Raw genomic sequence first — 25,955 nt, 5'->3', positions numbered from 1 at the left:
CATTTGGATAAATCAGAATTAACTTAGATTTATTTTGTCTGCAGTAAAATCGTACTACATTATGATAGAAGTAAAAACAGAAGATAAGCAAAAATTTTGGGATAAAAACCATCCATTCAATAATTCTCCTAAATTGATAGATATAGGAAAATATATTCACTTGTGATAATAATGTATAAAATGATTTTTCATATTGTGGTGGGTAACATAGCACCAAATCCTTTGATTACACTAAAAATCCTTAATTATTATGGTAACGAAATTTTTAAGAGCTGGGACAGGTGATGCCATTTTGATACAACACCTAAAGCATAATATAATTATTGATGGTGGCAATGATAGTAAATATTTGCTCTCAGAAGTTGATACAATATTTGAAAATGAAGAAATAATAGATTTATTAGTTATTACTCATCATGATGATGATCATATAAAAGGGATAATAGATTTATTAAAACATGTTGAAAAGAATAGATATCACATTGAAAATAAGCCTTTTATCAAACGTGTTATTTTTAATTCGCCAAGATTAGTATTAGGTAAAATAACACTTAACGATTCGAAAGAGCTATCCTACCAACAGGCTTATGAAGTTGAGGAATTACTGATCAAACTAAATCCTAAATGGGAGATGTATATTGATGAAAGTGATGATATTTCTTTTGAAGATTTGACTATTGAGTTTCTTTCTCCTACTAAAGGGGATCTAAATAAATATAGCACTCAAAAAGGAGCATATTTAACAGGTGACTGGAAGCGTGACTGGGATTCTCCAATGTCTAAGTTAGAGCCATTTATACAAGATAAAAGTCAAGACAATTCGATTCCAAATAGAAGTAGCATAGTTCTAAAAATATCCTGTGAAAATAAAAAAGTACTTCTAACTGGTGATGTAACGCCGGATAGATTTGATGTTATTGCTTCCAAATTATTTAGTGAAAATGGTAATAAACCTGTGCCATTTGATGTGATAAAATTACCTCATCATGGTAGCTATCGTAGCTTGTCAAAAAGCATTTTAGAAAAATTGGAATGTAGCGATTTCATTATTAGTACCAACAGCAAAAAGCACTTCCTTCCCAATAAAAGAGCGCTACTAAAAGTGATTAAATATATCAATAGACCAAATAAAGAGCCTATAAAGTTTATTTTTAACTATGAAGATGCTATTATAAATCTTGGTATAACAAAGCAGGAAAAAAAGGACTACAACTTTGATACAATATTGAATAACGAAAAATATGGCGTTAGTATCTGATAACTTAAAGAAAAATGGCGTTAAAATCATGACTCATGTAGGAGGTGTGCCTAGTGTAGGGTCTGGCGTAGTTTATGAAACACCAAATTATTGTGACTATAACTATGTATTAACAGCTAAACATATTTTCCAGGAAGATTCATTAACACCTTTTGACCTGAATAGCTTATCATATGTTGAGGTTTTTTATTCAGATACTGGAAAACTCAAAAGGCTGTACTATGTAAAAAAAGCTGAATTAAAAAAACGTTTAATAACGTTTGATAGTGATTTTGCCATTTTAATTATTAATAAAAAGGACACAGTCAACTTTCATCAAATCTTTGTCACAGATATAATTGATGATAATGACAGGAATTTTTTTTCATGGGGGACTTTTGCAGCAAATGAAAACGAGATACATTTATTCAAGTTTAAAAGAAATGATAACGAGGTTAAAAGATTAAAGCTTAGCGCACCTCCATCATGTGAAGCTTTACCTGGCATTTCGGGTTCTGGAATTTTTATCAAAAATAAGCATGTTCTATATGGGATAATTTGTCGCTATCCTAATGATAATTTAGAGAATGATACTATCGATTGTACTCGTATCAGTTTTGAAGAGATAAATATTCGTTTGATATCTTTAAAATTATTACCATTAGATACTCAGTCATCCAAGTATAAGAAAGAAATACAGAATGTTGTCGTTGATATTCATCAGGCTATTATAAATGGAGTATGTTTAGACTTGGAACTAGCCAGAAAAAGATTACAAACAGATATTGCAGATGACTGGTTTCATGATCCACTTAAGTATATTGATTTATTAGATCAAGGTTATTTATTTAAGCAGTTTGCTAAATATTTTAATGGCAAAAAATATGTAGCTACAAGAGCAGAGCAATTCTATGTGCCTAAAAAGAAGCTAACTCTACGCCAAGCATTGATATTGCCATTTATAGATCGAATAATGTATATGGCCGTTGTCGGTGTGTTAGCCGAAAAAATGGAAAAATCTATGATTCCGACGGTTTATTCGGCCAGATATAATAAATATTCAGACAGTCAGCTTATACTAAATGGAGTAGAACAATGGAAGAAAATGAAATATGCGCTGTTGGAACATGCTAATGCTAAAGATACTCATGGCAATTATATGTATGGGGCTGTCATTGAAATTGATTTATTGAACTTTTATGATAATATAAATAAGAATCTTTTAATAGAAAAAATTAAGAGAGTTTGTGATACAGAAAATGAGAAGCTAGCATCTGTGCTGTTAAGCGAGATGCTACAAAATTTTTCTGAAAGACCATTAGGGCTGCCTCAAAATAGTGACGCGTCTTCACTCCTCGCATCTTTTTATCTTAACCAGGTAGATATTTTTATGCAGAATAACACATGCTGTTATTTCAGATTTATGGATGATATTCGAATATTTTGTAAAGACAAATATGAAGCTAGGCGAATACTTCAGGATTTTGAAGCAGAATTAAGACGTTGTGATTTGTCGGTAAATTCTCAAAAAACTGAAATTAAGACAATCATTGCTAAGACTACAGATAAGCCAGGAGAAATACATAGAGAAGATTTCGATTTAGTTTTTGATTTAAGATTAAATAAAATAGCCAGGTTGAGAAATGCAAATAATTATGCATATCTAAATCAAGCATTTCACGAAAGTGTAGCATTATTGGGTGAGAATATTCAAGAAGATTTGATTGATGCCGATGATGCTGCTAAAAGATTGAATTATGCATTAAACACTATTGAATTTCTAGGGCAACGAAGCATACAATTAAATAGCAATAATTTTTTTGAAAATATATTGGCAGCGACTAAAAGCTTATATGATAAGCCTTGGCTTACGACTCAAGTTTGCAAGGTCTTAAATTTAATTAATAGGGACAAGATAACCGAAGAGTTATTGATTGTCTTAAAACAGATTATTACTGAAGAAAACTACAACACCTATTCTTTCCAAACATACCAAATTTGGTTGCTGTTAGCCAAATTGAAATATAAATCAAAAGAATTGATTCGATATGCGACAGGCCAAGTGGAAAAGAATGATGAAACAAACAGACCTGTAATAGCCGCCATGATTATTTACTTATGTTCTGTCGAAGATGACTACAAAAGAGTCATATTAAGAAAATTTGGCCAGGGATTTACGCGCAGGTATTTTCAAAACCGAATAGCCTTAATTGCCCTTAGGTCGTTTGAGCCAGAATTGATTCCCTCAAAACAAATATCAGCATCTTTGAAGGATGCACCTGAATTTACTAATAAGTTTGGACATAGGGATTTAGTATATGTATATGGGTTAGATGAAACAAATGATGATCAAGAAGAAAATTTCGAACAATTATATTCTTTATAGGTATGAGTACTTTTATAGTAGCCCTTGTAGATCTGGAATGGTATTTTATTGACGTTAATAATTTAGGTGATTTCTCTTCTTCATTTGTATTCGATAAAGAGGACATTCTTGTAAGTTTTCAGACGACAGACTTGATTAGAGAAATCTCTTCAAGAGAAGCAGTGCTTCCAATTATAATAGACTTAGAATCCTTAGAAAAACAGGTTGCTCAGGAGGGAAAAGATCTACGCAATTATAGTGAGTGGAAAGTATTAAAACGGCTAAAATATCACAAAATTATTGATCCCAGCTTTAAAATCACTAGAGAAAATATTAAGGATTTTTTGCAAAATATCTTCAATTTCTATAAATTTCTTATTGAAAAGGATAGTACGGAAACCGCAAGATTTGAAAATATAGAAAGAAAAATAAATGCAATTATTCACAAAGTACAGAAAGCGGGAATAAGTGTAAATTTAGAAATAGCAGAAAAACGATGTAAGGAATTGGAAAAGATTATTTACGTCATAAAAAATGAATTACAATTAAAGCATTTGATTTTTGCTCCGGATAATATAAAAGCACAAATTAAGTACATAAAAGAAAGAAATTACCCTATTATAAAATCTCCATTTTACACTTTTCGAATAAGGAAGAGGGGAGACGAAGTATGTAGACTATTTTATGAACTAATAAGGAATCAAAGAGATTTAGATAGTTTGCTTTTCATGTTATCGCAATGGGGTGGAAAAAAGCACACTCATCCTACGTATTTAGGTTTTGGCACTATTACCTCACGGATTATACTACGAGAACCTTCTTTGCAGAATTTAAGAAAGTCAAATCGAGATATCATTGTACCTGATAAGGGAATGAAACTATTGTACATAGATTATGCTCAATTCGAAGCAGGAATTTTGGCATCTTTGAGTAAAGATGCTGCTCTTATTAATTTGTATAAATCTGATATTTACATTGATATCGCTACTAAAGTATTAGGAGATAAAAACGAGAGAAGTGATGCTAAAATAATATTTTACCGTTATATGTATGGTGATAGATCTCTACCCAAAGAAGCTATCTTATACTTTCAGCAATTTGATAAGCTACAAGCATATGAAGCAGAGGTTAAAAATGAGCTTTTGAAGGAGAAAATCATTGGTACAGAAAATGGAAACTTTAGAAAGTTATATGAAGATGAAACCGGATGGGCATTAAGTCACAAAGTGCAGGCAACCGCATCTTACATTTACAAGTCTGCTTTAATTAGAGTAGCAGATGAAGTAAAATCTGCAGAATTTTTAATTCCAATGCATGATGGGACAGTTTACCAAATCCCCATAAAGGACAATGGAACTGTAGCTTTATCAATAAAAAACATATATAAAGAAGAGTTTCAAAAAATCTGTCCTGACATTGAGCCTATATTTACTGTAAAGGATTCTTTCCAGTGATATTAAGCTTTTATTCTAAATAAAATTATTATACCTGGGCCTTAGCCGCAAAATCATTTATGAGTAAGTCATTTTCGATTTTAAGTGCAGTTAGAATAATGAGTTTAAGCAAAATATAATAATCGGACTGATGCTCTTTTTCAGAAGAAGAGTTTGATCCATGAAGATATTTGTTCCTAAGATCAATACCATTTGTAAACTCTTTTTTATTTAGATAATAGTTGTAAAAACTTATTTCCTGTCTGGTAAAAAGTGAACTGCCTGCGGCTAATTGCTTTTCATTTATAAGTTCGTCGATCATATCGCGAACCGGCTTTTTATGGTGCCAATAATTTAATACTTCATCTTTATAAAGTTTGCTTACGATATATAATAATGTTTCGTTTTTTATGCCAATAGTGTTATTATCATTTATTAATATGTAATCTTCTTCAATCAATTTTTTGATCTCAGGCTGCTGATAACTTTCAAAATCATCAAAGCTAACCTGTTCATTTTTTAAAAGATCATAAAGGTTATGATATTTATCTTTATACTTATCTGTATAATACAATGAGCTCTGATCTGAGAAAAATAGATACAGGAGTCGGCCAATCGTTTCACTATTTGTATAGATATATTTCTTGCTCACCAAACTGCGTATTTCATTCAAGCGAATGGGAGCAGAACTTAATCCTAAAAGATCAAAGTCTATGACGCCATCATTTACATATGCTTCATATTGCCGCAACAATGACTCAAACTCAGGCGCTAAAACTCTTATTTTTTCTAAGAATGATAAATGTGTGCCAGACGGCTGAAACCGTAAATGCTGTACACGATAATGTGTATTAAGATGCTGATTAATAAACGCGCTAACAATATGTTCGACAGAATTTTCTTTGGACTTTAAATAACTATTTAATAGCACTATTTGCCCCTGTGCTAAAAAAGCTTTTCTTTTAAATACAATGCCGTCAGGGTAAGCATTTTTAGACTTCATAAATATTTTTTCCATAACGTCCATTTCACTTTCTTTGTTGACCAAAGTCGATAATCCATGCTCATCGATATAGCAAAATGGATGTCTGAATACTTGAAAAAGTTCTGTATCTGAGGTTATCGTATCAAGATAGTCGCGGCTATATATTGCTCTAAAAACATCACCTTCATAATAATACTCGGCAAGCTCTTTCATTCCCGAATCTAAACCTATATCCACACCTATACACCATAAATGATCTTTATTGCTCTCTAATATTTCGTTATTTAAAACTTCTGATTTTCTTTTTGCTTTCAACCTTATTTTAGGCGAAAACTTGAGGTCATTTGAATCTTTCGACTGCTGTACCAATTGCAGATAATTCAAATTGGCATTTTCACTGTCTATATACTTTTCTATTATCTTTTCCTTATCTGTATGGTTTAAGGAACTGGGGAAATTATAAGCCGGTGCTTTATGCCTATGTTCTTGTTCAAATTTAGATAACAGTAATTCTGCAGCTTCATCATAGTTGAATAAAAAGCTCTTTATTTCGTTATGAAAATGCTCAACAAGGTTTTTATACAAAAGAACTTTTCTAATTTGTGATGGTTTGCTTTCAAGAATGAGAAGAAAATCTGCTTTGTCTACCTTTTTATAGATACTTAAGTCATTAAATAATCTCCAGAATGATTTTAAATATTCTGGAGAATCCAGGCTTTTAATTATACTTATTATATCTGTACCAGGAAGCGCAAGCATAAAACGCTTTAGTTTGTCAAAGGATATTTTTACGATCCCTATAAAAGCTTGCTTCTTTGCCTCATCCCAGGTAGGAAGAAATAAACCAGAATCAAAATAGAGATGTATATGATATAGTTCTAGCAAGTCATTAATTTCTGATCTTGCATCAAGATCAAGAGTTATCAATAAATCTTCAGCCATTGTTAGAAAATGATGTGCAGAACCATCTTCTTTAGAAAAAAACACAATTCTCATGCGTTTCGCATTCATTTAAATAGATGATTTTTTGAAGATTGCTGTCCATCCCCGCGTGAGGGATAGCAGCGGCATCCTTTTGTGGAGTGCAACGAAGCAAAAAATATAGCGGATTATTCGCCATCTTTTTTATTGTTTTTTAATGGTGCTCATGAGGGCTTCGCCGTTGCCCGACCGCTGCCGTGTGTTGATCTTGCGCGCTGGCAGGGCAGGGGGCACGCCCAAAAAAATTACTTCGCTGGTATTAGCTTTTTTAGTTCGGTCATCATTTCATCTTTTTCCTTTAGCATGCGTTCATATAAGGCCATCTTTTCTTCATGAAGTTTTAAGACTGCCTCAACTGGATTAAAAACAGGATTGTGCTGAATAACTGCTGCACCATCATTAAATGTACTTGAAATTACAGTTATTGCTTGTTCTTCGTCAAAATTCTGGATGGCTTCGGCGGGTATCTTAAGCGCGGCGGAGATCTGCTGCAGCAGGGCGGCATCGATGGTTTCTTTGGTTTCCAGTATGGATATTTTTTTCTGATTCCAGTCATCGCCCAGCTCAAGGGCCAGGGCATCCTGCTTGATGCCCAGCATTTCGCGGAAACGCTTTACATTACGGCCTTCGTGTATCTTTTTCTCCATAGCATTTGTATTTGTCATAGGTTCAAATTTAGGGTGAAAAAACGAAACAGGGTTCCTTTATAAAGATACGTAAAATACATGGGTAAATAACAGCGTGGGGCCGGTATTTTACACACCGGCAATGTTGCATACGGGGTGGCGGCGGAGTACCTTGGTGCGGATAAAAACCCCAATGGATCACCTAAAAAAACAACCATGATAACAGAACTACCCCAAGAGGGTGTGAGGGGGGCTTGTGATGCTGAGCCGGACGCCTGTCCGCCCGTGGGGGAAGCGGGATGTTTGTTGCGCTTTAGCGGGCTCAGGGTGACAGGGGAGCGGCTGTGCTTCAATGTATGCCCCGAGCCTATGGCTCTGTGTTCTGTATTATGCTCCTGTACTGCGAACTGAAGTTCGCAGTTGCTGGTTGGCCAAGGCGATGCCTCTTGCCCTTCGAATAAAGCGCCACAGAGCGGAAGGGTCTCTCAATTGCCGGACTGTCCGACATTACGGGGATGTTTCCCCGCCCGTACCGAGCGGTTCATCCCGAGCGGGGGCTGCGCGTTGCTCCGCTCAACAGGACGAAAGTATGATTGTTGTGCGCCGCATCTGGTGCCGTTATTCTGAGTTTTTCATTTGTAGAGCAGCATTAATGAAGCCATGACAAATCTGCTTTGGGTCATCCTGTCCCGACGAGTCGGGATTGTTTCAGGATCTGCCTAAACCATGCATAGATGCCGAAACAATCCCGATTGATCGGGACGGCATGACTAAAGTATAATTGCCAATGTGTAAGAGTGTGTTTGATGTAAAGCTGGAGCAAGAAACCATTTGGCTGGTGCCAGCACAGGTTCAGTTAATTCCATTTTGGAACATACTGCCCGAATAGGTTAGCCTTATTTTCTAGTAGTTTTTAAGCCTATTATATAAAAGCAGATGGAGCATTGTACGCCGCCCGGAGATCTGCCTCATCAATAAATGGCTGGCTGTCAAAACGAGTGCGTAAGAAACGGCTCCTTGTAAACAGGACTTATGTGAATGATTTTTGTGTTGACAATTTGGCTGTTCACAAATTTGTGAACACGCGTTTTGTGAACATTATTTTTGTTCACAGATTTCTTGTTCACAACATGGCCAGGGAATGGGGAATTGGGGCCGTTGATCGCTTTGCCGCTGACATATACATGTTAGCGTTGAAGGCATTGAGTTAGGGATTACACACGATGAGCGTTAAGTTGAAGACATATATCGGGCGGTTCTGCTATTTCGATGCGCTAAAGCTAAGGAGTAACACCCGTTAATGTAGCGTTAGTATAATTGATCATTAAACAGATCAAGTTGGCGGTTCTGAGGCGGCCGGGCCTTACCAAATACCGTTCTGCCGCCATATTTCCAGGAGTTGGCCCTTTCATGCGCAATGACTTCGTCAAGGCTTCCATCCGGAACAAAATCCTCTGCCAGTCGAGCCGTAACTTTTGAAAGCGATTGTATGGCCTGTATTTTATCCTGCCGGCCCAGCTTCGATCTCTGTATCGCCTGTGCAAGGTGTCAATCGTTTCATCATAAACCCGGGTAGGCGCCGGGAAGGGGTGACCATTTTTGCCGCCATGAGCAAAGGAAAAACGGGCAGGATCCATAAACTATGCCGGCTGTCCATAGATTACCTCACTTACCAGTGCCAGCAACTGCATTACCAATTTTTGGTAACTTTTGCAAGATTAAGGATTATTTGTTATCGTGAAGTTTACCCGGTTTTATTGTTTCTCCACCCACACATAGCCCCGCTTGCTGGGATAGTCGGCATCTTTATAGGGATAGCGCTCAATGGCATCCAGCTGGGTAAAGCTCGCCTGGGTCACAAGCCGAAGGATCTTATCCATTGGAAAAAAATAGAGATCGATATCCACTTCCTTATCCCGGGCTTTGTCAAAATGCACGGTTTCCTCGCCCACATGAAAGGAAAAGAGGAATTGTCCGCCCGGTTTTAGCACCCGGTACACCTCGCTAAAGGCGGTAGCCAGCTCCGCATCCCTAAAATGCACAATGGCATAAAAGGCCAGGGCCGCACCAAAATGACCGGAGGGATAGTCGAGTTTGAGCAGATTGCCGGTTTCAAATGGTATTTGCGGAAACAGCCGGCCCGCGGCCTGTACCATGGCTTCGGCAATGTCGATACCGGTAATATCCGTAGCCCCGTTATCATACAAAAACTTGGTGGTATGGCCCGGCCCGCAGCCAAAATCGGCCATGGGGCCTTTACCGGCATTTAGCCGGGCAAATTCCTTTAGCAGGAGGCGGTCCAGCGGTTTTTTCGAAAGTTCGTCGCTGCGCTCGGCGGCGTAATCGTTGGCCACGGTGTTATACGTGGTTATTATTTTGTTGAGTGATTGCATAGATACATAAATAATAATGAATGAACGGGTTTAAACCGGCTGCTGCTTTTGATGATAGGAGTTCGGTTATATCTGCCCCCACAATAAGCGAATCGTCCTTCCGCTGATGGCTGCGGTTGGCGCCGCCCGGTATAAAAACCGGTTTATGCATATGGATGGTATGGGGGGTTAAACAACATGAAGACCGGGTAAAGCATTTTCTTAAAAAACTACCGATGCTTAAAGATACTTAAAATAGCCGTCAGAGGGGTTTGCCGCGCAGCTGATAGCGGTGTATGGCGTTGGGCTGCCGGTACGGGGCGAACCGTGCTTGCCGGAAGAGATGACGACCAGTGAATGGTTAATGTGTAATTTGCTGACGGCTAACGGATTATTGGCGGGGTAATATTCCCGGAGCGAAGCTATGCCGGCTGATAGCGCTCCTGTTACATATTTTATGCGGTCGGCGATCAAATAATTCCCTATATTGTTGCGGTTTTTAAGGAATAACCTGTAAAACACAATCCTTCCTTTTGTTGAAAATGACTAAAATAATGAAAAAACAGCTGCTGCTTATTGTATGCGTAATTACCGGTATAACTAGTTTTTCCCAAAGCAATTATCAAAAAGCCTGGACGGCGCTGAATAACAACGACCGGGCATCGGCCACGGGCTTTTTAAAGGAGGCGCAAAAGGATGCCGGTACCCGCGGGCAGGCATTTATTACCAACCTGCTGCTTCAGTCGTTTAACAGTAATGCGGGAATGACGCGGTTTGCGGATTCTGTTTATACACAAATGGAAGATCCGTATCCTTATATCTATGCCCTGTGGTTTAATCCGGCGGTTGCAGGGCCTTACGCGGTTAAAAGAAAACCGCATCAGCTCGCATTGCTGCAGAAACTTGCCGGGGATACCCAAGCGCCCGTCTTAATGCAAACCTCCGCCAGTTACCTGCAGGCCTCCAATGAAATCCTGGCCGGTAAGCTTGCTACCGGCGCGCCGCAGGAACCGTCTGTTGGCGCCATACGCAATTGGCAGTACGCGGGGGCTTTTGAAAACCTTTCCGGCAGCGGTTTTTATAATGCATACGATCCGTTGAAGCATCCTCAACCGGAAGCTGTTTTTAAAGATGCCTCCGGCAATGCCATCAAGTGGTTCACTCCTGCATTTGAAAACCCCGACGGCTGGATTACGCCCACTTTTGTAATACCGGTTACCACCGGCATCGTATACACCCAAACCTTTGTGGATGTGCCCGAAGAAAAAGCCGTTACACTGGCTATAGGATTTTCCGGCAATCTAAAACTCTGGCTCAACGATCAGCTAATGATCTCCGAACCCCGGGAACGGTTTACGGATTTTGATGCCTACCGGACCAAAACGGTGCTTAAAAAAGGAACCAACCGGCTATTGGTGCAGCTGGGGTATACCAATAATAACTATCCCAATTTTACGCTCCGGTTCCTGGATGCGGATGAAAAGCCGGTAAACCTGAAGGGCTCTCCGGTATATAAGGCATATAACAAACCGGATGCCGCCGCACCGCTGCCGGCATTATTACCGCATTTTGCAGAGCAGTATTTTGAAAACCGCCTGGCAAAGGATTCTGCAGACCTGCTGAATTATGTGCTGCTTGCCCAATGTTATTTACGCAGTAAAAAAACGGAAGGGGCCAAACAGGTGATGGCGCAGGCGCTGGCAAAAGCGCCTGGTAATTCGCTGTTAAGATCGGTATACATCAATATTCTTTCGGATGAAGGCAATAATGCATTGGTTGAAACCGAGAATGAACGCATAACGCGGCTGGATAGTAACAGCGCATATGCCATGACCCTGTCTATGCAGCAATTGAGTAAAAACGAAAAATATACGGAACTGGAACAGAAGCGGAACCGGTATATACAACTATACGGGGAGAACGAATATACCGACGGGTATTATTTTCTGCTAAAGTCGAAGGAGCAAAAAATAGAGGAGATCGTAAGCATTGCTGAAAAGATAGCGCAACGTTACCCGGATGACCCCAGTATGCCATCGGCCATTTATAAACTGAGAAAATTAACCGGAAAATCTCCTGAGGTGCTGCTGGACACCTACCAGTCTTTTTTAAAGAACAACTACAATTACAATGTACTTTATGCATACCTGCAGGCACTGCTGGACAATGGTAAGAAAAAGGAACATCAGGCATTGCTGGAAGAACAGATAAAAGTGTTTCCGCATGTTCCCCAGTATTATATTACCCTGTCTGAATTTTTTCTAAGAGAAAAACAATATGACAAGGCTGAAAAATATACCCTTGGAGCCCTGGCCATTTGCCCTTATTATGATGTTTACTGGAAATTGCTGGGCGACATCCGCCAACAAAAAAATGAAACAGCCGGGGCGCTGGAAGCGTATCATACGGCGCTAAAGTACAATGCCAACCAATATGAGCTGATCAATACGGTAAGAAAACTGGAGGGTAAGAACGAAGCTTATAAACTGCTGCCCACCGTTGATGAAGATAAAATCATCAGCAGCGATGATTATAAGGGCGCAGACAAGGAAAAAGCGGGATATTATTTCTTACTGGATCAGCGGGATGTGATCTTATACCCGGATGGAGGCAACGAACAGTACACCACCTCCATGGTCAGGATTGTGAATGAAAAGGGCATTGAACGGTATAAAGAGGTATCGTTGAATTATGACAATAATCAGTCCCTGCTTATAGAAAAGGCCGAAGTGATCAAAAAAGACAAGCGGGTGCAGGGCGATAAAAAAGAGGGTGATATTGTATTTACCAACCTGGAACCGGGGGACGTGGTGTTTATCCGGTACCGGTTGCGCACCTTTGCGAATGGACATTTTGCAAAAGATTTTGCCGACCAGTACTTTTTTACAGCGGGTGTTTATTGCTATGCATCGCGGTATACCTTGCTGACCCCGCAAAATGCCCCCATCGGATTCCGTTTTAGCAAGGATAGCATCCGGCCACAGGTTAGTCAGGTGGAGCATTTTACCCGGTATTCCTGGGAGGTATTGCACTCCGCTCCCGAAAAAGACGAACCAATGATGCCGGAAATGGTGGATGTTGCAAATGTGCTGCATGTATCTACCATTGGTGGTTGGGATAAAATTGTTTCCTGGTATGCGGATGTAGTCAACTATAATGAACCGGAGCAGGAGGTAACGGATGTATTTAATACATTATTCCCTGCCGGTGCCAAACCGGAAAGCCAGTTTGAAAAAGCGCGGCGTATTTATAATTATATTGAAAATAGCATTCATTACAGCTCTGTAGCGTTCCGGCAAAGCGGTTACGTGCCGCAAAAGCCCTCTGTTACGCTCAATACACAGCTGGGTGATTGTAAGGATCTGTCGCGGCTCTTTGTAGCCCTATGTCATAAAGCGGGGATAGCGGCTAATATGGTATTGATCAATACACGTAATAACGGTACAAAAAGTATGCTGCTGCCTGCAATGGATTTTAACCATTGCATTGCCAAAGCCACGCTGGATAATAAGGAGTATTTTATTGAGCTCACGGACAATAATCTGCCCTTTGCGGCATTGCCCAATAGTCTTAGCGGTGCGCTGATGCTGGATATTCCACGCAACCCGGCGGTATCCGGTGCCGGCGTTACCTACCTGCATACCCCCAACCGGTCCAGGGATAAAATTCTCCGGATGATAGAGATCCGGCCACAGGGATCCGATCTGCAGTATTCCAACAACCTGGTTAAAACAGGGCACCTGGCATCAGCCACGCGCGCAAATTACCGGCACAGTGATGAGGAGAAGCGGATGAAGGATATGGAGGAAGCTCTGGCAGGGGGCTATTCCACGGCTTTAAAACTGAAGGACCTCCGGTTTTCCGGGTTGGATGCGCTAACAGATTCTGTACAATACCAGTTCTCTTATGTGGTTAAAGACCAGGTTTCTGAAATAGGCCCGATGAATGCCTTTAAAATTAATTATCATGATGTGGTAGCAACGATGGATAAATTTCCGGCGGAGAAAAGAACGCAGCCGGTGGAATACTGGAGTTATGAAAATACAGATGTTTATGAAACCCGGGTAACCGTTTTTGCACCGCAGGGCACGAAGTTTACAACGCCGCCAGCTTCAGTGTCTTTGTCGTTTAAGGACCTGCAGTATACGCTGCAGTTTAAATTGATGGCGCCCGGTAAACTGCAGGTTAACCGTACATTTACCAATAGCCGGCAGCAGTTTTATGCACCGGAAGACTATGAAGGGTTGCGCTCTTTTTTTGAAAAAATTATAAAAGCAGAGCAGAAGTTTATCGGGTACCAATAATTAGAGCGAGCGATCATTGTAAAAATTTACTGCTGCTGAAATGCAAAGGGGGTATTGCGGAGGAAGCGGCAAACCGCTTCCGGTCTGGAAAAATTAAACCAATCTGCACCGGATTATTTTATAGCTTTAGCAGTGATGAAAACATTTGCAGACAAGGTGATCGATTTTAACAGCCGGTTACACTATACGGGGGAGCTGCCGGATGGGTTCCGGGTGATGAACCCCTACCTGGATAATCCGGAAACCCTGCAGGTAATGCGGACCTTTTATAACAAGTATTATAAAGATACCCGGCAACGGAAATTTTTGATCGGCATTAACCCCAGCCGTCATGGGGCCGGCGTTACGGGCGTGCCTTTTACAGATACCAAGCGGCTGGAGCAGGTTTGCGGCATCCGTATGCAATCGGCCTATACGCACGAGGTATCTTCCGTATTTATGTATGATATGATTACGGCCTGGGGTGGGCCGGCTTCTTTTTACCGCGCGTTTTACATCAATTCCCCGTTTCCGCTGGCCATTATCCGCAGCACAACGGATGGAAAATGGGTAAATGCAAACTATTATGATGATCCGCAGCTTTTTGAAATGGTAACGCCGTTTATGATTGCATCCCTGAAAAAGCACATCAGCATGGGATTGGATACCTCCGAAGTGTTTATCCTGGGAAAGAAAAATGCGGCATTTATCCGTAAGCTGAATGACAGGGCGAAGTTGTTTGAACGGGCAACGGTGCTGGAGCATCCCCGGTATATAGAACAATACCGGTCGAAAGATAAACCATGGTATATTGATAAATATATCCGGGAGCTGGGAAAAGTGGTAACAAAAAAGAAGATTGATGAATAAGAAGCTACTCCTTCATTGTACCGGGTATTACAGACTTTTTCGGTTGCGGTACGCACGGATACCCCAAAAGCAATTTTTACCCGGTTATTGCCGCAACCGGTATTGGGCGTTCATTTTTTGCTGGAGCCTTTTATCTTGCCATTATGAGGATCGCCAACCGGCTGCCGTTGCAAAAGGAGATATGCTTGCAACAGCACCGGATGAAAATTACACCATTCATCCGGAGGAAATACTGAAGGACTATGACAGGTGGTATGCGTATACCTATGACAAGGTGCCGCTATCGCAGGATTTTATCGGTCTGGATGCAGATTCCAATCGCATTGATAAACGAACGTTCCTGCACCAGTTAATAACGGAAGATGTAATTGCCTTCAGGATCCGGCTCGTGCAGGGAATGCCGGTATACAAATTATACAAACCCGGCCGGCACCTTGATAATATCCGGTCAACCGCAGCACAACTGGCTTCTATTGAGATGAAAAATTTTCAGATGGAAGGAGCCCTGTTACCGGAATTCCGGTTTACGGATCTGAACGGACAGTCTTATACAAATGAAGCTGTGAAGGGGAAGCTACTTGTATTAAAATGCTGGTTTATCCATTGCGTGGCCTGCGTACAGGAGTTCCCCGATTGCAATGCCCTGGTGGATGCGTATAAGGACCGGAAAGATGTACTGTTTGTGAGCCTGGCAATTGACAAAAAAAAGGAGCTTGAGGCCTTTTTAAAAACACGTGCGCTCCGGTATGCAGTTATCCCGGAAACGGGGCCGTTTATGGTTGATAAACTACATATTAATTCATATCCAACCCATATCCTTATTGGCCCGGATGGAAAAATCTTAAAAGTAGTGAGCTCCATTGATCAATTAAAGCCGTTTTTGAAGCGCGCTGCCGGTCGTTTGCCGGGTCATTGATAAAAAAAGCCATCCGCTATTTGCTGCGGATGGCCATATCTACCATAAAAGCAGATGCTTCCTTTTATACTTCCAGGGCTGCTACAATGCGGCGGTAGAGCTCCTCATCATTTACGGGCTCCGGCTGAAATGCGCTGCCAATTACTTTTTCATATAATTCAATATAGCGGTTGGAAATGGTTTGGATCCATTCATCGCTCATTTCCGGAACCGTTTGGCCTTCCTTGCCCATAAAATTATTGGCGATCAGCCATTCCCGCACAAATTCCTTACTGAGCTGTTTTTGTTTTTCGCCGGCAGCCAGGCGCTCCTCAAAACCATCGGCATAAAAGTACCGGGAGCTGTCGGGGGTGTGGATCTCATCCATCAGGATAATGGCATCGTCCTTCTTGCCAAATTCATATTTCGTATCTACCAGGATCAATCCCTGTTTGGCAGCCAGTTCCTGTCCGCGGTTAAAAAGGGCCAGAGCCAGGCGTTCCAGTTCCTTCCATTCGCTTTCGGAAGCGAGTCCCTGCGCAATAATGGCTTCCTTGCTGATGTCTTCATCGTGCCCTTCATCGGCCTTGGTGCTGGGGGTGATGATGGGACTGGGAAAGGCTTCATTTTCACGCATGCCTTCGGGCAGCGGCACGCCGCATAATTCTCGTTTCCCGGATTCATAGGTTCTCCAGGCATGGCCGGTTAAATGTCCGCGCACCACCATTTCAATTTTAAAGGGAATGCATTTGATACCGATGGAGGCATTGGGCGCTGGCACCTGCTGCAGCCAGTTTGCACAAATATCGCGGGTGGCATGGAGCATATACGCCGCAATCTGGTTCAGCACCTGTCCCTTAAAAGGAATGGGGCGGGGCAGGATCACATCAAAAGCAGAAATACGGTCGGAGGCGATCATCACCAACCGGTCGTCGTTAATGGTATACACATCCCGTACTTTACCCTTATAAAAGGCGGTTTGGCCTGGAAAATTAAAGTTTGACATGTTGCGAAAATAATCAGCCTTTGAATATGAACGGCTTCCGGTCGTAAAAAATTTCCGGGGAATCCTTTTATGTTGAAAATTAAATTTTTAATTACGACTAACAAGTGTTATTTTAACATTCAAAATCACTAAACCACTTAAAATTTATGAGACGCGCGATTCGCTTATCAACCTTTGTATGCCTGTTTAGTTTTTGTTATACCCTTGCCTTTACCCAAACAGGAACGATTACAGGATCCGTCAAAAACAGCGAAACCGGGGAAGCAATCAATGCCGCCTCCGTAATTGTTGCGGGAAGTGTGTCCGGCACCTACACCAATACGGCCGGTAGCTTTTCCATCCGGGTATCATCGCTGCCGGTAAAACTGATCGTAAGTTCCGTTGGATTTGCCACACAGGAGCTTACGGTAAACTCCTATGACCCGGTGACCGTTTCCCTGGTACTGGGAACCGCCCTCGGCCAGGAAGTGGTGGTTTCGGCCAGTAGAACAGCAGAGCGGCTGATCGAGTCGCCCGTTACCATAGAACGGGTGAGTGCTGCGGCGATCAAGAACACGCCGGCCGCCAGCTATTACGACATTATTTCCAAACTGAAAGGGGTGGATGTGGTTAACGCATCGCTTACCTTTACCTCACCCACCACCAGGGGATTTGGGGGGAGTGGTAATACCCGTTTTAACCAGCAGGTAGATGGCATCGACAACCAGGCACCGGCGCTTAACTTTTCCGTAGGAAGTGTGGTGGGCCTGAGCGAACTGGATGTGGAGAGTATGGAACTGCTGCCCGGTGCTTCTTCTGCACTGTACGGCTCCGGGGGTATGAACGGTACCTTGCTGGTAAACAGTAAGAACCCCTTCAACTATACGGGGCTTTCTTTTCAGGCAAAAACCGGGGTGATGAACCTGGATAATAAATGGAGGAGCGCATCGCCCTACTACAATTTATCCCTGCGGTGGGCGCAGAAGGTATCCGAAAAATTTGCGTACAAGATCACGTCCGAATATATCCATGCAAAGGACTGGCTGGCGCGGGATTACCGCAACTACGGCCGCGTGGGTACCAACGGGGCCATTAAGGATGGTACCCGTGAAACCGATCCCAATTATGACGGGGTGAATGTATACGGCGATGAAACCACCATTAATTTACGATCGCTGGTGCTGAATGCCATTGGCTCCCAGGTGCCCTTCTGGCAATCTTATATCAACCAGCTGCCGGGCAATATCCCGGTTTCCAGAACGGGTTATACGGAGGATGAACTGGCCGATCCTAATACCATCAACTACAAACTGGCGGGAGCGCTGCATTATAAGATCACCCCAAGAGTGGAAGCCATCCTGATGGGACAGTTTGGAACGGGTAATACCATTTATACCGGTAGCGACCGGTATTCGTTAAAGGATCTGAAGATTGCACAATATAAGTTTGAACTGCGGTCCGACAACTGGTTTGCACGCGCATATACCACCCAGGAAAACGCCGGGGAATCGCATAACCTTACGGCCACCGCCCGTCAGTTTAACGAGCTGTGGAAGCCCAGCACCCAATGGTACCAGGAATATGGGTTTGCTTACCTGAATGCAAAAATGGCGGGTATGAACGATCTGGATGCCCATAACCAGGCCCGCACGGTGGCAGACGTGGGCCGGCCGGAAGCCGGTTCTGCTGAATTCCAGCGCATGTGGGATTCGGTACGCCTAAAACCTATTTATAAGAACGGAGGTTTGTTCCTGGATAAATCAGACCTGTATGTGGCCGAAGGTCAGTATAACTTTTCATCCTTGCTGAACCATGTGGTGGATGTGCTGGTAGGCGGCAACTGGCGGCAGTTTGTGCTCAACAGCGAAAAGACCCTGTTTCATGAAGTGAACGGTCCCATTAAGATCAATGAGCTGGGCGCTTATATGCAGGTAGGAAAGGAGATCATTAAAGACCGCTTAAAATTAACCGCTTCGGGCAGGTATGATAAGAACGAATACTTCAAAGGGAAATTTACACCCCGGATCACCGCAGTGATCCAGCCGGCAAAGGATCATAACATCCGTTTGTCGTACCAGACGGCTTACCGGTTCCCCAGTACCCAGCAACAGTGGATCGATCTTACAGTGGGCAGCGGTACACTGATTGGCGGAAATAGAGTGATATGGGAGTCCTATGACCTGATCAACAATCCCGGGTATTCTGCACCGGAATTCATCGCCAACCCGGCCAACAGGATACCGGTAACGTATAAAGAAATAAAACCGGAAAGCGTGGCCAGCTATGAACTGGGCTATAAAGCACTGATCCAAAATAAAGTGCTGCTGGATGCCTATGTATATACCGGGCAGTATGAAAATTTTATCGGGAGAAGGGATGTGGTGCAATTTTATGATCAAAGCGATCCTACCAAATACAGGGGCATTTCGGTAGTGGTGAACTCCGATGTAAAGGTAAAAACCTTTGGCTGGGGTATGAGCATCGATTGGCGGCTGCCATCCAATTTTGCGGTGAACGGAAATATTTCGTCTGATGAGATCAAAGACGTGCCCGATAATTTCAGGGCCTCGTTCAATTCGCCCAAGTACAGGGCCTTGCTGGGATTGAGTAATTCCGGCTTTGGTCCGAAAGACCTGTTTGGATTTAATGTAAGCTGGCGCTGGCAGGACAAGATCGATTTTGAAGGCGATTTTGCCTCCGGTCGCATTAACCCCACCCATATTGTGGACGCGGCGCTTATGTACCGGCTACCGGCCATCAAATCGCAGTTGAAGCTGGGCGCCAACAACCTGCTGAACCAGTATTACATCAATGCCATCGGCAACCCCAGCATCGGGGGCCTCTATTATCTTGCGTTTACCTATAATTTACAGTAACCCCATTGCTTACATTAAACATGACTTCATATGCGCCTTAATCATACATTTTTTAAGAGAACCGGATGCGTGCTGTTTGCTGCAGGATTGCTCCTGCAGGCTTGTAATAAAGACCTGCCGGAGGCCGTGCCGCTCACACCGGAAGCACCAACAGCTACAGAAACCCTGCTGCAAAAGCTGAATGCACCGGAATTTTCTATTTTAAAAACAGCCGTTGAAAAAGCAAGTACGTTTGCGAGCACCACCGGAAAACTAACAGACCTGCTGAGCAATGCCAACGGCGAGTTTACCTTTTTTGCCCCGGACAATACCGCAATTCTAACCTCCTTTAGCCTGCTGGGGTTACCCGCAGATGCCAATTCATTAAATTTCTTCCGGGCCGGTCAACTGGATTCGATGTTAAAATACCACCTTATTGGTGGCACACAGCTTACCAGCAGCCGTATCAGCAGTACAGCCCCCGCGCTGAATATGTATTTACAGAGTATGCTGATACTGGCAGCGCCTTCAGCAAATTTGCCCCCCGGCTACCGGATGCCCATTTTCCTGGGCAAACAGGGCTCTGCCGTTTTTGTAAACAATGTTCCGGTTAAAACGCCGGATATCATGGCTTCAAATGGTGTGATGCACAAAGTGGCCGTGGCCTTGCTGCCGCCGGATAAAGTACTTTGGCAAACCATTGCCGCCAATGCCGGCGGAAGCTATACGTATTTTAAAGCCGCGGTGATACGGGCCGATGGGGGAGAGAGTGCCACCGGCCAGTTCCAAAGCGCACTGAGTACGGCTAATGCCAATTTTACCGCTTTAATACCGACCAATACGGCATTTGAACAATTACTTGTTGGACAAATTACCAAGGCGCTGATGGATAAGGGCATGCCGGGCCCTGCGGCGGGTACGGCTGCCACCGCATTGGTAGCGGGTTATGGTGTAACGCTTATTTCAAACCCGGCTTCCGTACCGGTTTACGGGCCGGATCTGGCGGCGGTGATCACTCCCCAGCTGTTACAGGGGCTGGTGGCTTATCACCTGCTGGCCAAGCCGGGAACTACTGTTTTGGGATACCGGGATTTTACCGTGAATTTTCCGGCGGATAACGCCGTAAATGTACCCACGCTGGTGAATGCCTCCGTACCGGCGCATCCGGGCGTAAGCCTGAAGGCCACCTTTTCCGGCGCCAGTCTTACATCCGCTACGGCAAAAGGCCTGGGCAATGCCACGGCATCCAATATCATCCTCAGTGCACCGCCCAGCAGCACCAATGACCTCAATCATGTAAACGGGGTTATTCAACGGATCGATCAGGTATTGCTGCCGCAATAGGTTTTGAGGCGGTTCATAATACGAGGCACTGTTTTTGCAGCAACTATTTTAATGGCTGGAGACGGATATGAAAACGAAAAGCAGCACGGGTTGATGTGCTGCTTTTTTGTGCATCCTTACGATGCTGTTTATGATGGAGTTAGTAGTGTAGATGGCGGCGGTTCCTGCTCCGGCCGGGGCCGGTAAATACCGGCGGCGATGCGCTCGGTTATTATTTTTGGAAAAAACTTTGGGAGTACCGCATTCAGCCGGTTGGTAAACCCCGGGATGATTTCAGCCTTCCCTTTAAACATTCCCCTTACGGCGATGCGGGCTACTTGTTGCGGCGTCATGTTAAAGCGATCGGCGATCTTTTTTGTGTGGGCAGCCATACCTGCGCGGTTCACAAAATCGGTATCCGTGCTTCCGGGACTCAAACAGCTTACAGAAACCGAAGAGCCTTTCAATTCCTGTCGCAGGCTTCTGGTAAACGATAATACAAAGGCTTTGGAAGCGGCATAAATAGACAGGTAGGGCACGGATTGGTAGCTGGTGGTACTGCCTACATTCAGGAGGTAGGCGTTGGGAACTTGCCTTAAAACCGGTATGAACAGGTGGGCGATCCGCAGCTGGGCCTTTATATTTACGTCGATGATATTCAGCTGCTGTTCCAGGCCAAGGGTTTCAAACGCTCCGTTGAGCCCATAACCGGCGTTGTTGATAACGATCTGCAATTTGGAGTGGTAAAATACGGTTTGCCGGAAGATATAAGTGGCCGCATGCGGATCCGACAGATCGAGCGGGATGGACTTAACGGAGACTTCATATTTCGTTTGCAGGTGGGCGGCCGTTTTTGCCAGCTGTTCTTTGTCAACATCTACCAGGATCAGCTGGTAGTTTTTTGCTGCTAAATCTTCTGCAATGGCGCGACCGATACCTTTGGCCGCGCCGGTAATTAATGCGTATGACATGGTTTTTGGATGCGTCGGTTTAAAATTCGTTTTCGTATAAAAATGTAAAGGAGGACCCAGATCATGCTATCAGGTATTGAGTTCAGGTAATAAAGGAAGCGTTGCCTGCTGCTCCTGCTTTTGTTTTCTTTTAAACAGGAGCGGACTCCGTTTGATGCCGGCCAGCTGATGATAAAAGGGCGTGGTGCTGTTGGCATCTTTGGGTTGGTAGTTGCCGGTAATAACCGGAATATACATCACCCGCCTGCGGCTTTTTTCGCCCGTGAACGGCGATTGTTGTACCCGGTGCCAAAGTCTTCCGTCGTGGATGGTAAGGTCGCCGGCCTCGATGGAAAAGCCGGTTTCATTTTTATCCGGTGTATGATCGATAAAGTATTTCTTCTTAAAGAAAAGCGTCCACAACCCCTGGTTATGCGTACCGGGCAGTATGCGGAGCCCGCCATTTTCATAAGGGCAGTCGTCCAGATGCAATCCCACATTCAGCATGGGCTTTATACGCGAACCGAGAAACAGATCTCTCGGGCTATCCGTATGCCAGCCCAGGCGTGTAAAGCTGCTGTCCCCGGAATTGATATAATGATTTACTACAAGACCGTCCTTCTCGTCTTCACCAATGCGGCCCCGGTAGGGTGCCAGCAATGCCGTAAGCGCACCCAGTGCCTCACTGTTTAAAAAACGGTGCAGGGTATTGCTGTACTTGGATGCAAAAGCAATGCGCTGGATGATGGGCCGGCCATCGACACCCGTTCCGTATTTAAGCGGGATGCCGTTTACTTTGGTGATGTGCCGGGCAATGAGGTACTGCTCAATATGCCCGATCTCTGCCAGGAAACCGGCAACAGTGCTTTGGGAAACGAACCGTTTAAAATGCAGCACCCCGTGCTTTTTTAAATAGGCCTGGTGTACCGGCTCAATATGGCCATTAAAGGTAAAACTTTGCAGATGATGATTCATGGAACTGTATTTTTTAGGAATGATTGAATGTGGAAATAAACAGCATGCCGGAAACGGCGCCCGGAGATGAGCTCCCCGAAGAAAGGGCATTAACAACAACACATTCGGCAGGTAGCCGGCAGAAGACCCGGACGGCAGAAAACCTTGTATGAAGAATGTGTTTGCACTGTTGTTTTATTAGTCTACTTATTTTGTAGACTACAAAAATAAAAAGATTTTTCATACGGCCAAATTTTTTTACTACAGTTTTTAAAACAGGAGGGATGCGACCGATCTGCGGGGGAAGTTTTCGTTTATGAATTGATACGTTTGATCAGCTTTAAGGAGTGGGAAAAGGTCTTTGCTTTTCGATATATTATTTGCAAGATGGTTCAGGGTGTATTTGATGAACAGTGGCATTCAGTGTTATGGTCTTATTGTTCCGTAAATATCCGGGAAGCGATACGATCGCATTCGATCTAAAGCAATGCTGCTTTAATCACGTACAGGCACCTGTTAACGGGTACGGGGTTATGATCGTCAGTGCGGGTAGGGGCAAAAAAAAGCTGCTCAGAAACTGAACAGCTTTTCATGATCATGATCGGTTTATAATAGGTTTATCCAAAGATTCCTTTTCTCAGGCTACGGATTCCTTCACCGATCTTAAATCCATTATGATACACTTCAATTTTATAATCTCCGTGTGTAAATCCATCAGGGTTGCGGATAGGGAAGGATACGCCCTTACGGGTTCCCTGCTCATACTCTACGGGCACTTTCGCTGTAAAGTTGCGGTCGCCATCCTGGCGGGTGGTCATGGAACCGGAGGACAGTTGTGTATTTTGAACTACCTGTCCTTTAGGATCGGTAACCACTACATAAAGATCTGCAGGGCCTGAGGTAGTGATCCGGTTTTCTACGTTAAAGGCAATACGTAACATATCTACCCGGCGCGCAAAACTGGTTTCCTTTTCCTTGCCGTTGCGTTTTTCTTTTAAAGGGGTAATAGACATACCGGAAGCGGATAATGTGCTACCTACGTCTACCGTGCTGGCCAGTTCATCATTCTCCTTGGTGCGGGTATCCAGGTTTTGACTCAGGATATCTTTTTCAGCTGTTAAATGCGTATTTTTTGCGTTCAGCTCCATGTTCTCACCTTTGAGCTGGGCTACCTGTGCTTCCAGCCGGCCGATCTGTCCGTTCAGCTCGCCGATCATGTGGCGGGCCCGCTGCAGATCGGATGCCGTAGCATTTTTATCGTTCAGAATTTTGTTGATCTCGCCCTTGCGATCTTCGATCTCTTTTTGAAGCGCGGTTTTTTCTCCCTGCAAACTGTTGTTAGCGCCGGTAATAGAGTCCAGCCGCATTTCGGCAAGGTTAAACATTTGCCGTAGTGAATCGGATTCGGACATCACAGTGGCTACTTCAGTATTGGTACCCTGGGAGGTACCGGCACCACCAGGTGCGTTTTTGCTCCATAAGATATAACCCCAGGTTCCCAGTAGGGCAGCTACCAGTAAACCGATCAAAACGTTCCGGCCGGTATTGTTGCTATTAGAATTGCCGGAAGGAGAACCTGTAGTTTGTGAAGAAGCGGAAGGGTAATTCGTATTTGCCATAATCTTCAAAATTTAATCGTTTTTTATCGTGTATGAATTTAATTGTTCCGAAATATATAGTTTAATGTGGATATGTATCGGATGCTAATTATGATTGTAAACAGAAATTATGCCAAAGCACTTTTTTACGATAAACATATGCGTATTTATATAATATTTACAAATTGTTAAAAACGCTATCTTGCAGGTTATGAGCGTGGAAAAAATTCTCAGTGAATGGAAGAAGAATAGTTATAAACCGGTTTATTGGCTTGAGGGCGAGGAGGATTATTATATCGATCAGTTGGTTAATTATGCAGAAACACATATCCTTACAGAAAGCGAGGCTTCCTTTAACCTGGCCATTTTTTATGGAAGAGATGCTGCCTGGGCCGATATTGTAAATGCCTGCCGGAAATACCCGATGTTTTCCGATAAACAGGTGGTGATCCTTAAAGAGGCCCAGCAGCTAAGGGAAATAGAGAAACTGGAGGTGTACCTGAACCAGCCGCTGAGCTCCACCATTTTTATAGTAGCCTATAAGGAAAAGAAGCTGGACGCCCGTACAAAATTTGCAAAGCTGGTAAAGGAACGCTCCGAGTTCCTGAGCACTAAAAAGATTTATGACAGCGCCCTGCCGGAATGGGTAAACGCCTATGTAGCCCAACTGCAGTATACCATTTCACCCAAGGCTACTATGCTGCTGGTAGACCATATTGGCAATGACCTGGCCCGTATTGAGAATGAGATTCAAAAGATCCTGATCAACCTGAAAACACGCACCGCCATTACTGAAGAAGATGTAGAGAACTTCGTAGGCATCAGCAAAGACTTTAATATTTTTGAATTGCAGACTGCGGTGGCCAACCGGGATCTGGCAAAGGCCATGCGGGTGATCCGGTATTTTGGCGATAACCCCAAGGCGGCGCCCATCCAGTTGGTGTTGCCATCTCTTTATTCCTTTTTCAGCAAGGTGTTTATGATCTTTGGAGCCTCAGGTGCTGATGATGCCATTGCCAAACAGATCGGGGTGAATGGGTTCTTTTTTAAGAGCTATTCCCAGGCTTCCCGTACGTACGGGTATGAAGGTGTTGAAAAAATACTGCTCCTGTTGCACCAGTATAATTTGCGAAGCATTGGTATCAACGCCACGAGGATCGAAGATGAATCCCTGTTAACAGAAATGGTAGTAAAGATAATGATGTAGGAAGGAAGCACAGACTTGAAACCCATGGCGATGCAG

General features: G+C 43.4%; 16 protein-coding genes. 9 read left to right on the top strand and 7 right to left on the bottom strand.

Annotation, left to right across the window (positions count from 1 at the left end; genetic code table 11):
* Window positions 1–250: 250 nt before the first annotated feature.
* From LQ567_RS03365 to LQ567_RS03355, 3 genes are read left to right on the top strand one after another with little or no spacing between them, the layout of a single operon-like run.
* Window positions 251–1,258, top strand: a complete 1,008-nt coding sequence (locus tag LQ567_RS03365; RefSeq protein ID WP_231002688.1) for a ComEC/Rec2 family competence protein — start codon at window positions 251–253, stop codon at window positions 1,256–1,258.
* Complete coding sequence (locus tag LQ567_RS03360; protein WP_231002687.1) at window positions 1,242–3,623, top strand: RNA-directed DNA polymerase; 2,382 nt, start codon at window positions 1,242–1,244, stop codon at window positions 3,621–3,623. Before LQ567_RS03365 ends, LQ567_RS03360 begins: the two co-directional genes overlap by 17 nt.
* A gap of 2 nt (window positions 3,624–3,625) precedes the next feature.
* A complete protein-coding gene (locus LQ567_RS03355) occupies window positions 3,626–5,056 on the top strand; it encodes a DNA polymerase (RefSeq protein ID WP_231002686.1) in 1,431 nt (476 codons plus the stop codon).
* A gap of 28 nt (window positions 5,057–5,084) precedes the next feature.
* On the opposite strand, the gene LQ567_RS03350 is transcribed toward LQ567_RS03355, so the two are convergent.
* The 3 genes from LQ567_RS03350 to LQ567_RS03340 all read right to left on the bottom strand — a co-directional run bounded on the left by LQ567_RS03350 (window position 5,085) and on the right by LQ567_RS03340 (window position 10,020).
* Window positions 5,085–7,031, bottom strand: a complete 1,947-nt coding sequence (locus LQ567_RS03350; RefSeq protein ID WP_231002685.1) for a hypothetical protein — start codon at window positions 7,029–7,031, stop codon at window positions 5,085–5,087.
* 215 nt (window positions 7,032–7,246) lie between these two features.
* Window positions 7,247–7,666, bottom strand: a complete 420-nt coding sequence (locus LQ567_RS03345; protein WP_231002684.1) for a helix-turn-helix domain-containing protein — start codon at window positions 7,664–7,666, stop codon at window positions 7,247–7,249.
* A gap of 1,715 nt (window positions 7,667–9,381) precedes the next feature.
* Entirely contained in the window at window positions 9,382–10,020 is a 639-nt protein-coding gene (locus LQ567_RS03340; RefSeq protein WP_231002683.1) for a class I SAM-dependent methyltransferase, read from the bottom strand.
* A gap of 533 nt (window positions 10,021–10,553) precedes the next feature.
* Here LQ567_RS03340 and LQ567_RS03335 point away from each other — a divergent pair.
* From LQ567_RS03335 to LQ567_RS03325, 3 genes are all read left to right on the top strand, one after another.
* Window positions 10,554–14,303 (top strand): DUF3857 domain-containing protein, encoded by a 3,750-nt coding sequence (locus tag LQ567_RS03335; RefSeq protein ID WP_231002682.1) that lies wholly within the window; start codon window positions 10,554–10,556, stop codon window positions 14,301–14,303.
* Between the two features lie 135 nt (window positions 14,304–14,438).
* A complete protein-coding gene (locus tag LQ567_RS03330) occupies window positions 14,439–15,152 on the top strand; it encodes an SMUG2 DNA glycosylase family protein (protein WP_231002781.1) in 714 nt (237 codons plus the stop codon).
* A 181-nt stretch (window positions 15,153–15,333) separates the two neighbouring features.
* Window positions 15,334–16,068 carry a TlpA family protein disulfide reductase gene (locus LQ567_RS03325; protein ID WP_231002681.1) on the top strand — a complete coding sequence of 245 codons (735 nt, stop codon included), beginning with the start codon at window positions 15,334–15,336 and terminating at the stop codon, window positions 16,066–16,068.
* A 64-nt stretch (window positions 16,069–16,132) separates the two neighbouring features.
* Here the strand turns inward: LQ567_RS03325 and LQ567_RS03320 are convergent, their stop codons facing one another.
* The gene (locus tag LQ567_RS03320; protein ID WP_231002680.1) at window positions 16,133–17,053 is read right to left on the bottom strand and encodes a phosphoribosylaminoimidazolesuccinocarboxamide synthase; all 921 of its coding nucleotides are present in this window, start codon (window positions 17,051–17,053) and stop codon (window positions 16,133–16,135) included.
* A gap of 146 nt (window positions 17,054–17,199) precedes the next feature.
* On the opposite strand from LQ567_RS03320, the gene LQ567_RS03315 reads away from it, so the two are divergent.
* Together LQ567_RS03315 and LQ567_RS03310 are read left to right on the top strand one after the other, a co-directional pair.
* Window positions 17,200–19,908, top strand: a complete 2,709-nt coding sequence (locus tag LQ567_RS03315) for a TonB-dependent receptor (RefSeq protein ID WP_231002679.1) — start codon at window positions 17,200–17,202, stop codon at window positions 19,906–19,908.
* 30 nt (window positions 19,909–19,938) lie between these two features.
* Entirely contained in the window at window positions 19,939–21,231 is a 1,293-nt protein-coding gene (locus tag LQ567_RS03310) for a fasciclin domain-containing protein (RefSeq protein WP_231002678.1), read from the top strand.
* 128 nt (window positions 21,232–21,359) lie between these two features.
* Here LQ567_RS03310 and LQ567_RS03305 read toward each other — a convergent pair whose 3' ends face one another.
* The 3 genes from LQ567_RS03305 to LQ567_RS03295 form a co-directional block, all read right to left on the bottom strand.
* The gene (locus LQ567_RS03305) at window positions 21,360–22,181 is read right to left on the bottom strand and encodes an SDR family NAD(P)-dependent oxidoreductase (protein ID WP_231002677.1); all 822 of its coding nucleotides are present in this window, start codon (window positions 22,179–22,181) and stop codon (window positions 21,360–21,362) included.
* 69 nt (window positions 22,182–22,250) lie between these two features.
* Window positions 22,251–23,135: a phytanoyl-CoA dioxygenase family protein gene (locus LQ567_RS03300; RefSeq protein ID WP_231002676.1), complete on the bottom strand. Its 885-nt coding sequence runs from the start codon at window positions 23,133–23,135 to the stop codon at window positions 22,251–22,253.
* 596 nt (window positions 23,136–23,731) lie between these two features.
* Window positions 23,732–24,733, bottom strand: a complete 1,002-nt coding sequence (locus tag LQ567_RS03295) for a hypothetical protein (protein WP_231002675.1) — start codon at window positions 24,731–24,733, stop codon at window positions 23,732–23,734.
* A 190-nt stretch (window positions 24,734–24,923) separates the two neighbouring features.
* On the opposite strand from LQ567_RS03295, the gene holA reads away from it, so the two are divergent.
* Window positions 24,924–25,919: a DNA polymerase III subunit delta gene (gene holA, locus LQ567_RS03290; RefSeq protein WP_231002674.1), complete on the top strand. Its 996-nt coding sequence runs from the start codon at window positions 24,924–24,926 to the stop codon at window positions 25,917–25,919.
* Window positions 25,920–25,955: the final 36 nt, after the last annotated feature.

It is taken from the genome of Niabella pedocola, from assembly GCF_021044425.1.
In the GTDB taxonomy this organism is placed as follows: Bacteria; Bacteroidota; Bacteroidia; order Chitinophagales; family Chitinophagaceae; genus Niabella; species Niabella pedocola.
The sequence above is the reverse complement of the archived record's forward strand: the minus strand, read 5'-3'. Positions and strand labels throughout refer to the sequence as shown.

Excerpts from the sequence above, each read along its gene's own strand:
- LQ567_RS03365 (WP_231002688.1), top strand. The coding sequence starts at position 251 with ATGGTAACGAAATTTTTAAGAGCTGGGACAGGTGATGCCATTTTGATA.
- LQ567_RS03335 (WP_231002682.1), top strand. The coding sequence starts at position 10,554 with ATGAAAAAACAGCTGCTGCTTATTGTATGCGTAATTACCGGTATAACT.
- LQ567_RS03355 (WP_231002686.1), top strand. The coding sequence starts at position 3,626 with ATGAGTACTTTTATAGTAGCCCTTGTAGATCTGGAATGGTATTTTATT.
- LQ567_RS03295 (WP_231002675.1), bottom strand. The coding sequence starts at position 24,733 with ATGGCAAATACGAATTACCCTTCCGCTTCTTCACAAACTACAGGTTCT.
- LQ567_RS03345 (WP_231002684.1), bottom strand. The coding sequence starts at position 7,666 with ATGACAAATACAAATGCTATGGAGAAAAAGATACACGAAGGCCGTAAT.
- LQ567_RS03350 (WP_231002685.1), bottom strand. The coding sequence starts at position 7,031 with ATGAATGCGAAACGCATGAGAATTGTGTTTTTTTCTAAAGAAGATGGT.
- LQ567_RS03300 (WP_231002676.1), bottom strand. The coding sequence starts at position 23,135 with ATGAATCATCATCTGCAAAGTTTTACCTTTAATGGCCATATTGAGCCG.
- LQ567_RS03325 (WP_231002681.1), top strand. The coding sequence starts at position 15,334 with ATGCTTGCAACAGCACCGGATGAAAATTACACCATTCATCCGGAGGAA.
- LQ567_RS03320 (WP_231002680.1), bottom strand. The coding sequence starts at position 17,053 with ATGTCAAACTTTAATTTTCCAGGCCAAACCGCCTTTTATAAGGGTAAA.
- LQ567_RS03340 (WP_231002683.1), bottom strand. The coding sequence starts at position 10,020 with ATGCAATCACTCAACAAAATAATAACCACGTATAACACCGTGGCCAAC.
- LQ567_RS03305 (WP_231002677.1), bottom strand. The coding sequence starts at position 22,181 with ATGTCATACGCATTAATTACCGGCGCGGCCAAAGGTATCGGTCGCGCC.
- LQ567_RS03330 (WP_231002781.1), top strand. The coding sequence starts at position 14,439 with ATGAAAACATTTGCAGACAAGGTGATCGATTTTAACAGCCGGTTACAC.
- LQ567_RS03315 (WP_231002679.1), top strand. The coding sequence starts at position 17,200 with ATGAGACGCGCGATTCGCTTATCAACCTTTGTATGCCTGTTTAGTTTT.
- holA (WP_231002674.1), top strand. The coding sequence starts at position 24,924 with ATGAGCGTGGAAAAAATTCTCAGTGAATGGAAGAAGAATAGTTATAAA.
- LQ567_RS03310 (WP_231002678.1), top strand. The coding sequence starts at position 19,939 with ATGCGCCTTAATCATACATTTTTTAAGAGAACCGGATGCGTGCTGTTT.
- LQ567_RS03360 (WP_231002687.1), top strand. The coding sequence starts at position 1,242 with ATGGCGTTAGTATCTGATAACTTAAAGAAAAATGGCGTTAAAATCATG.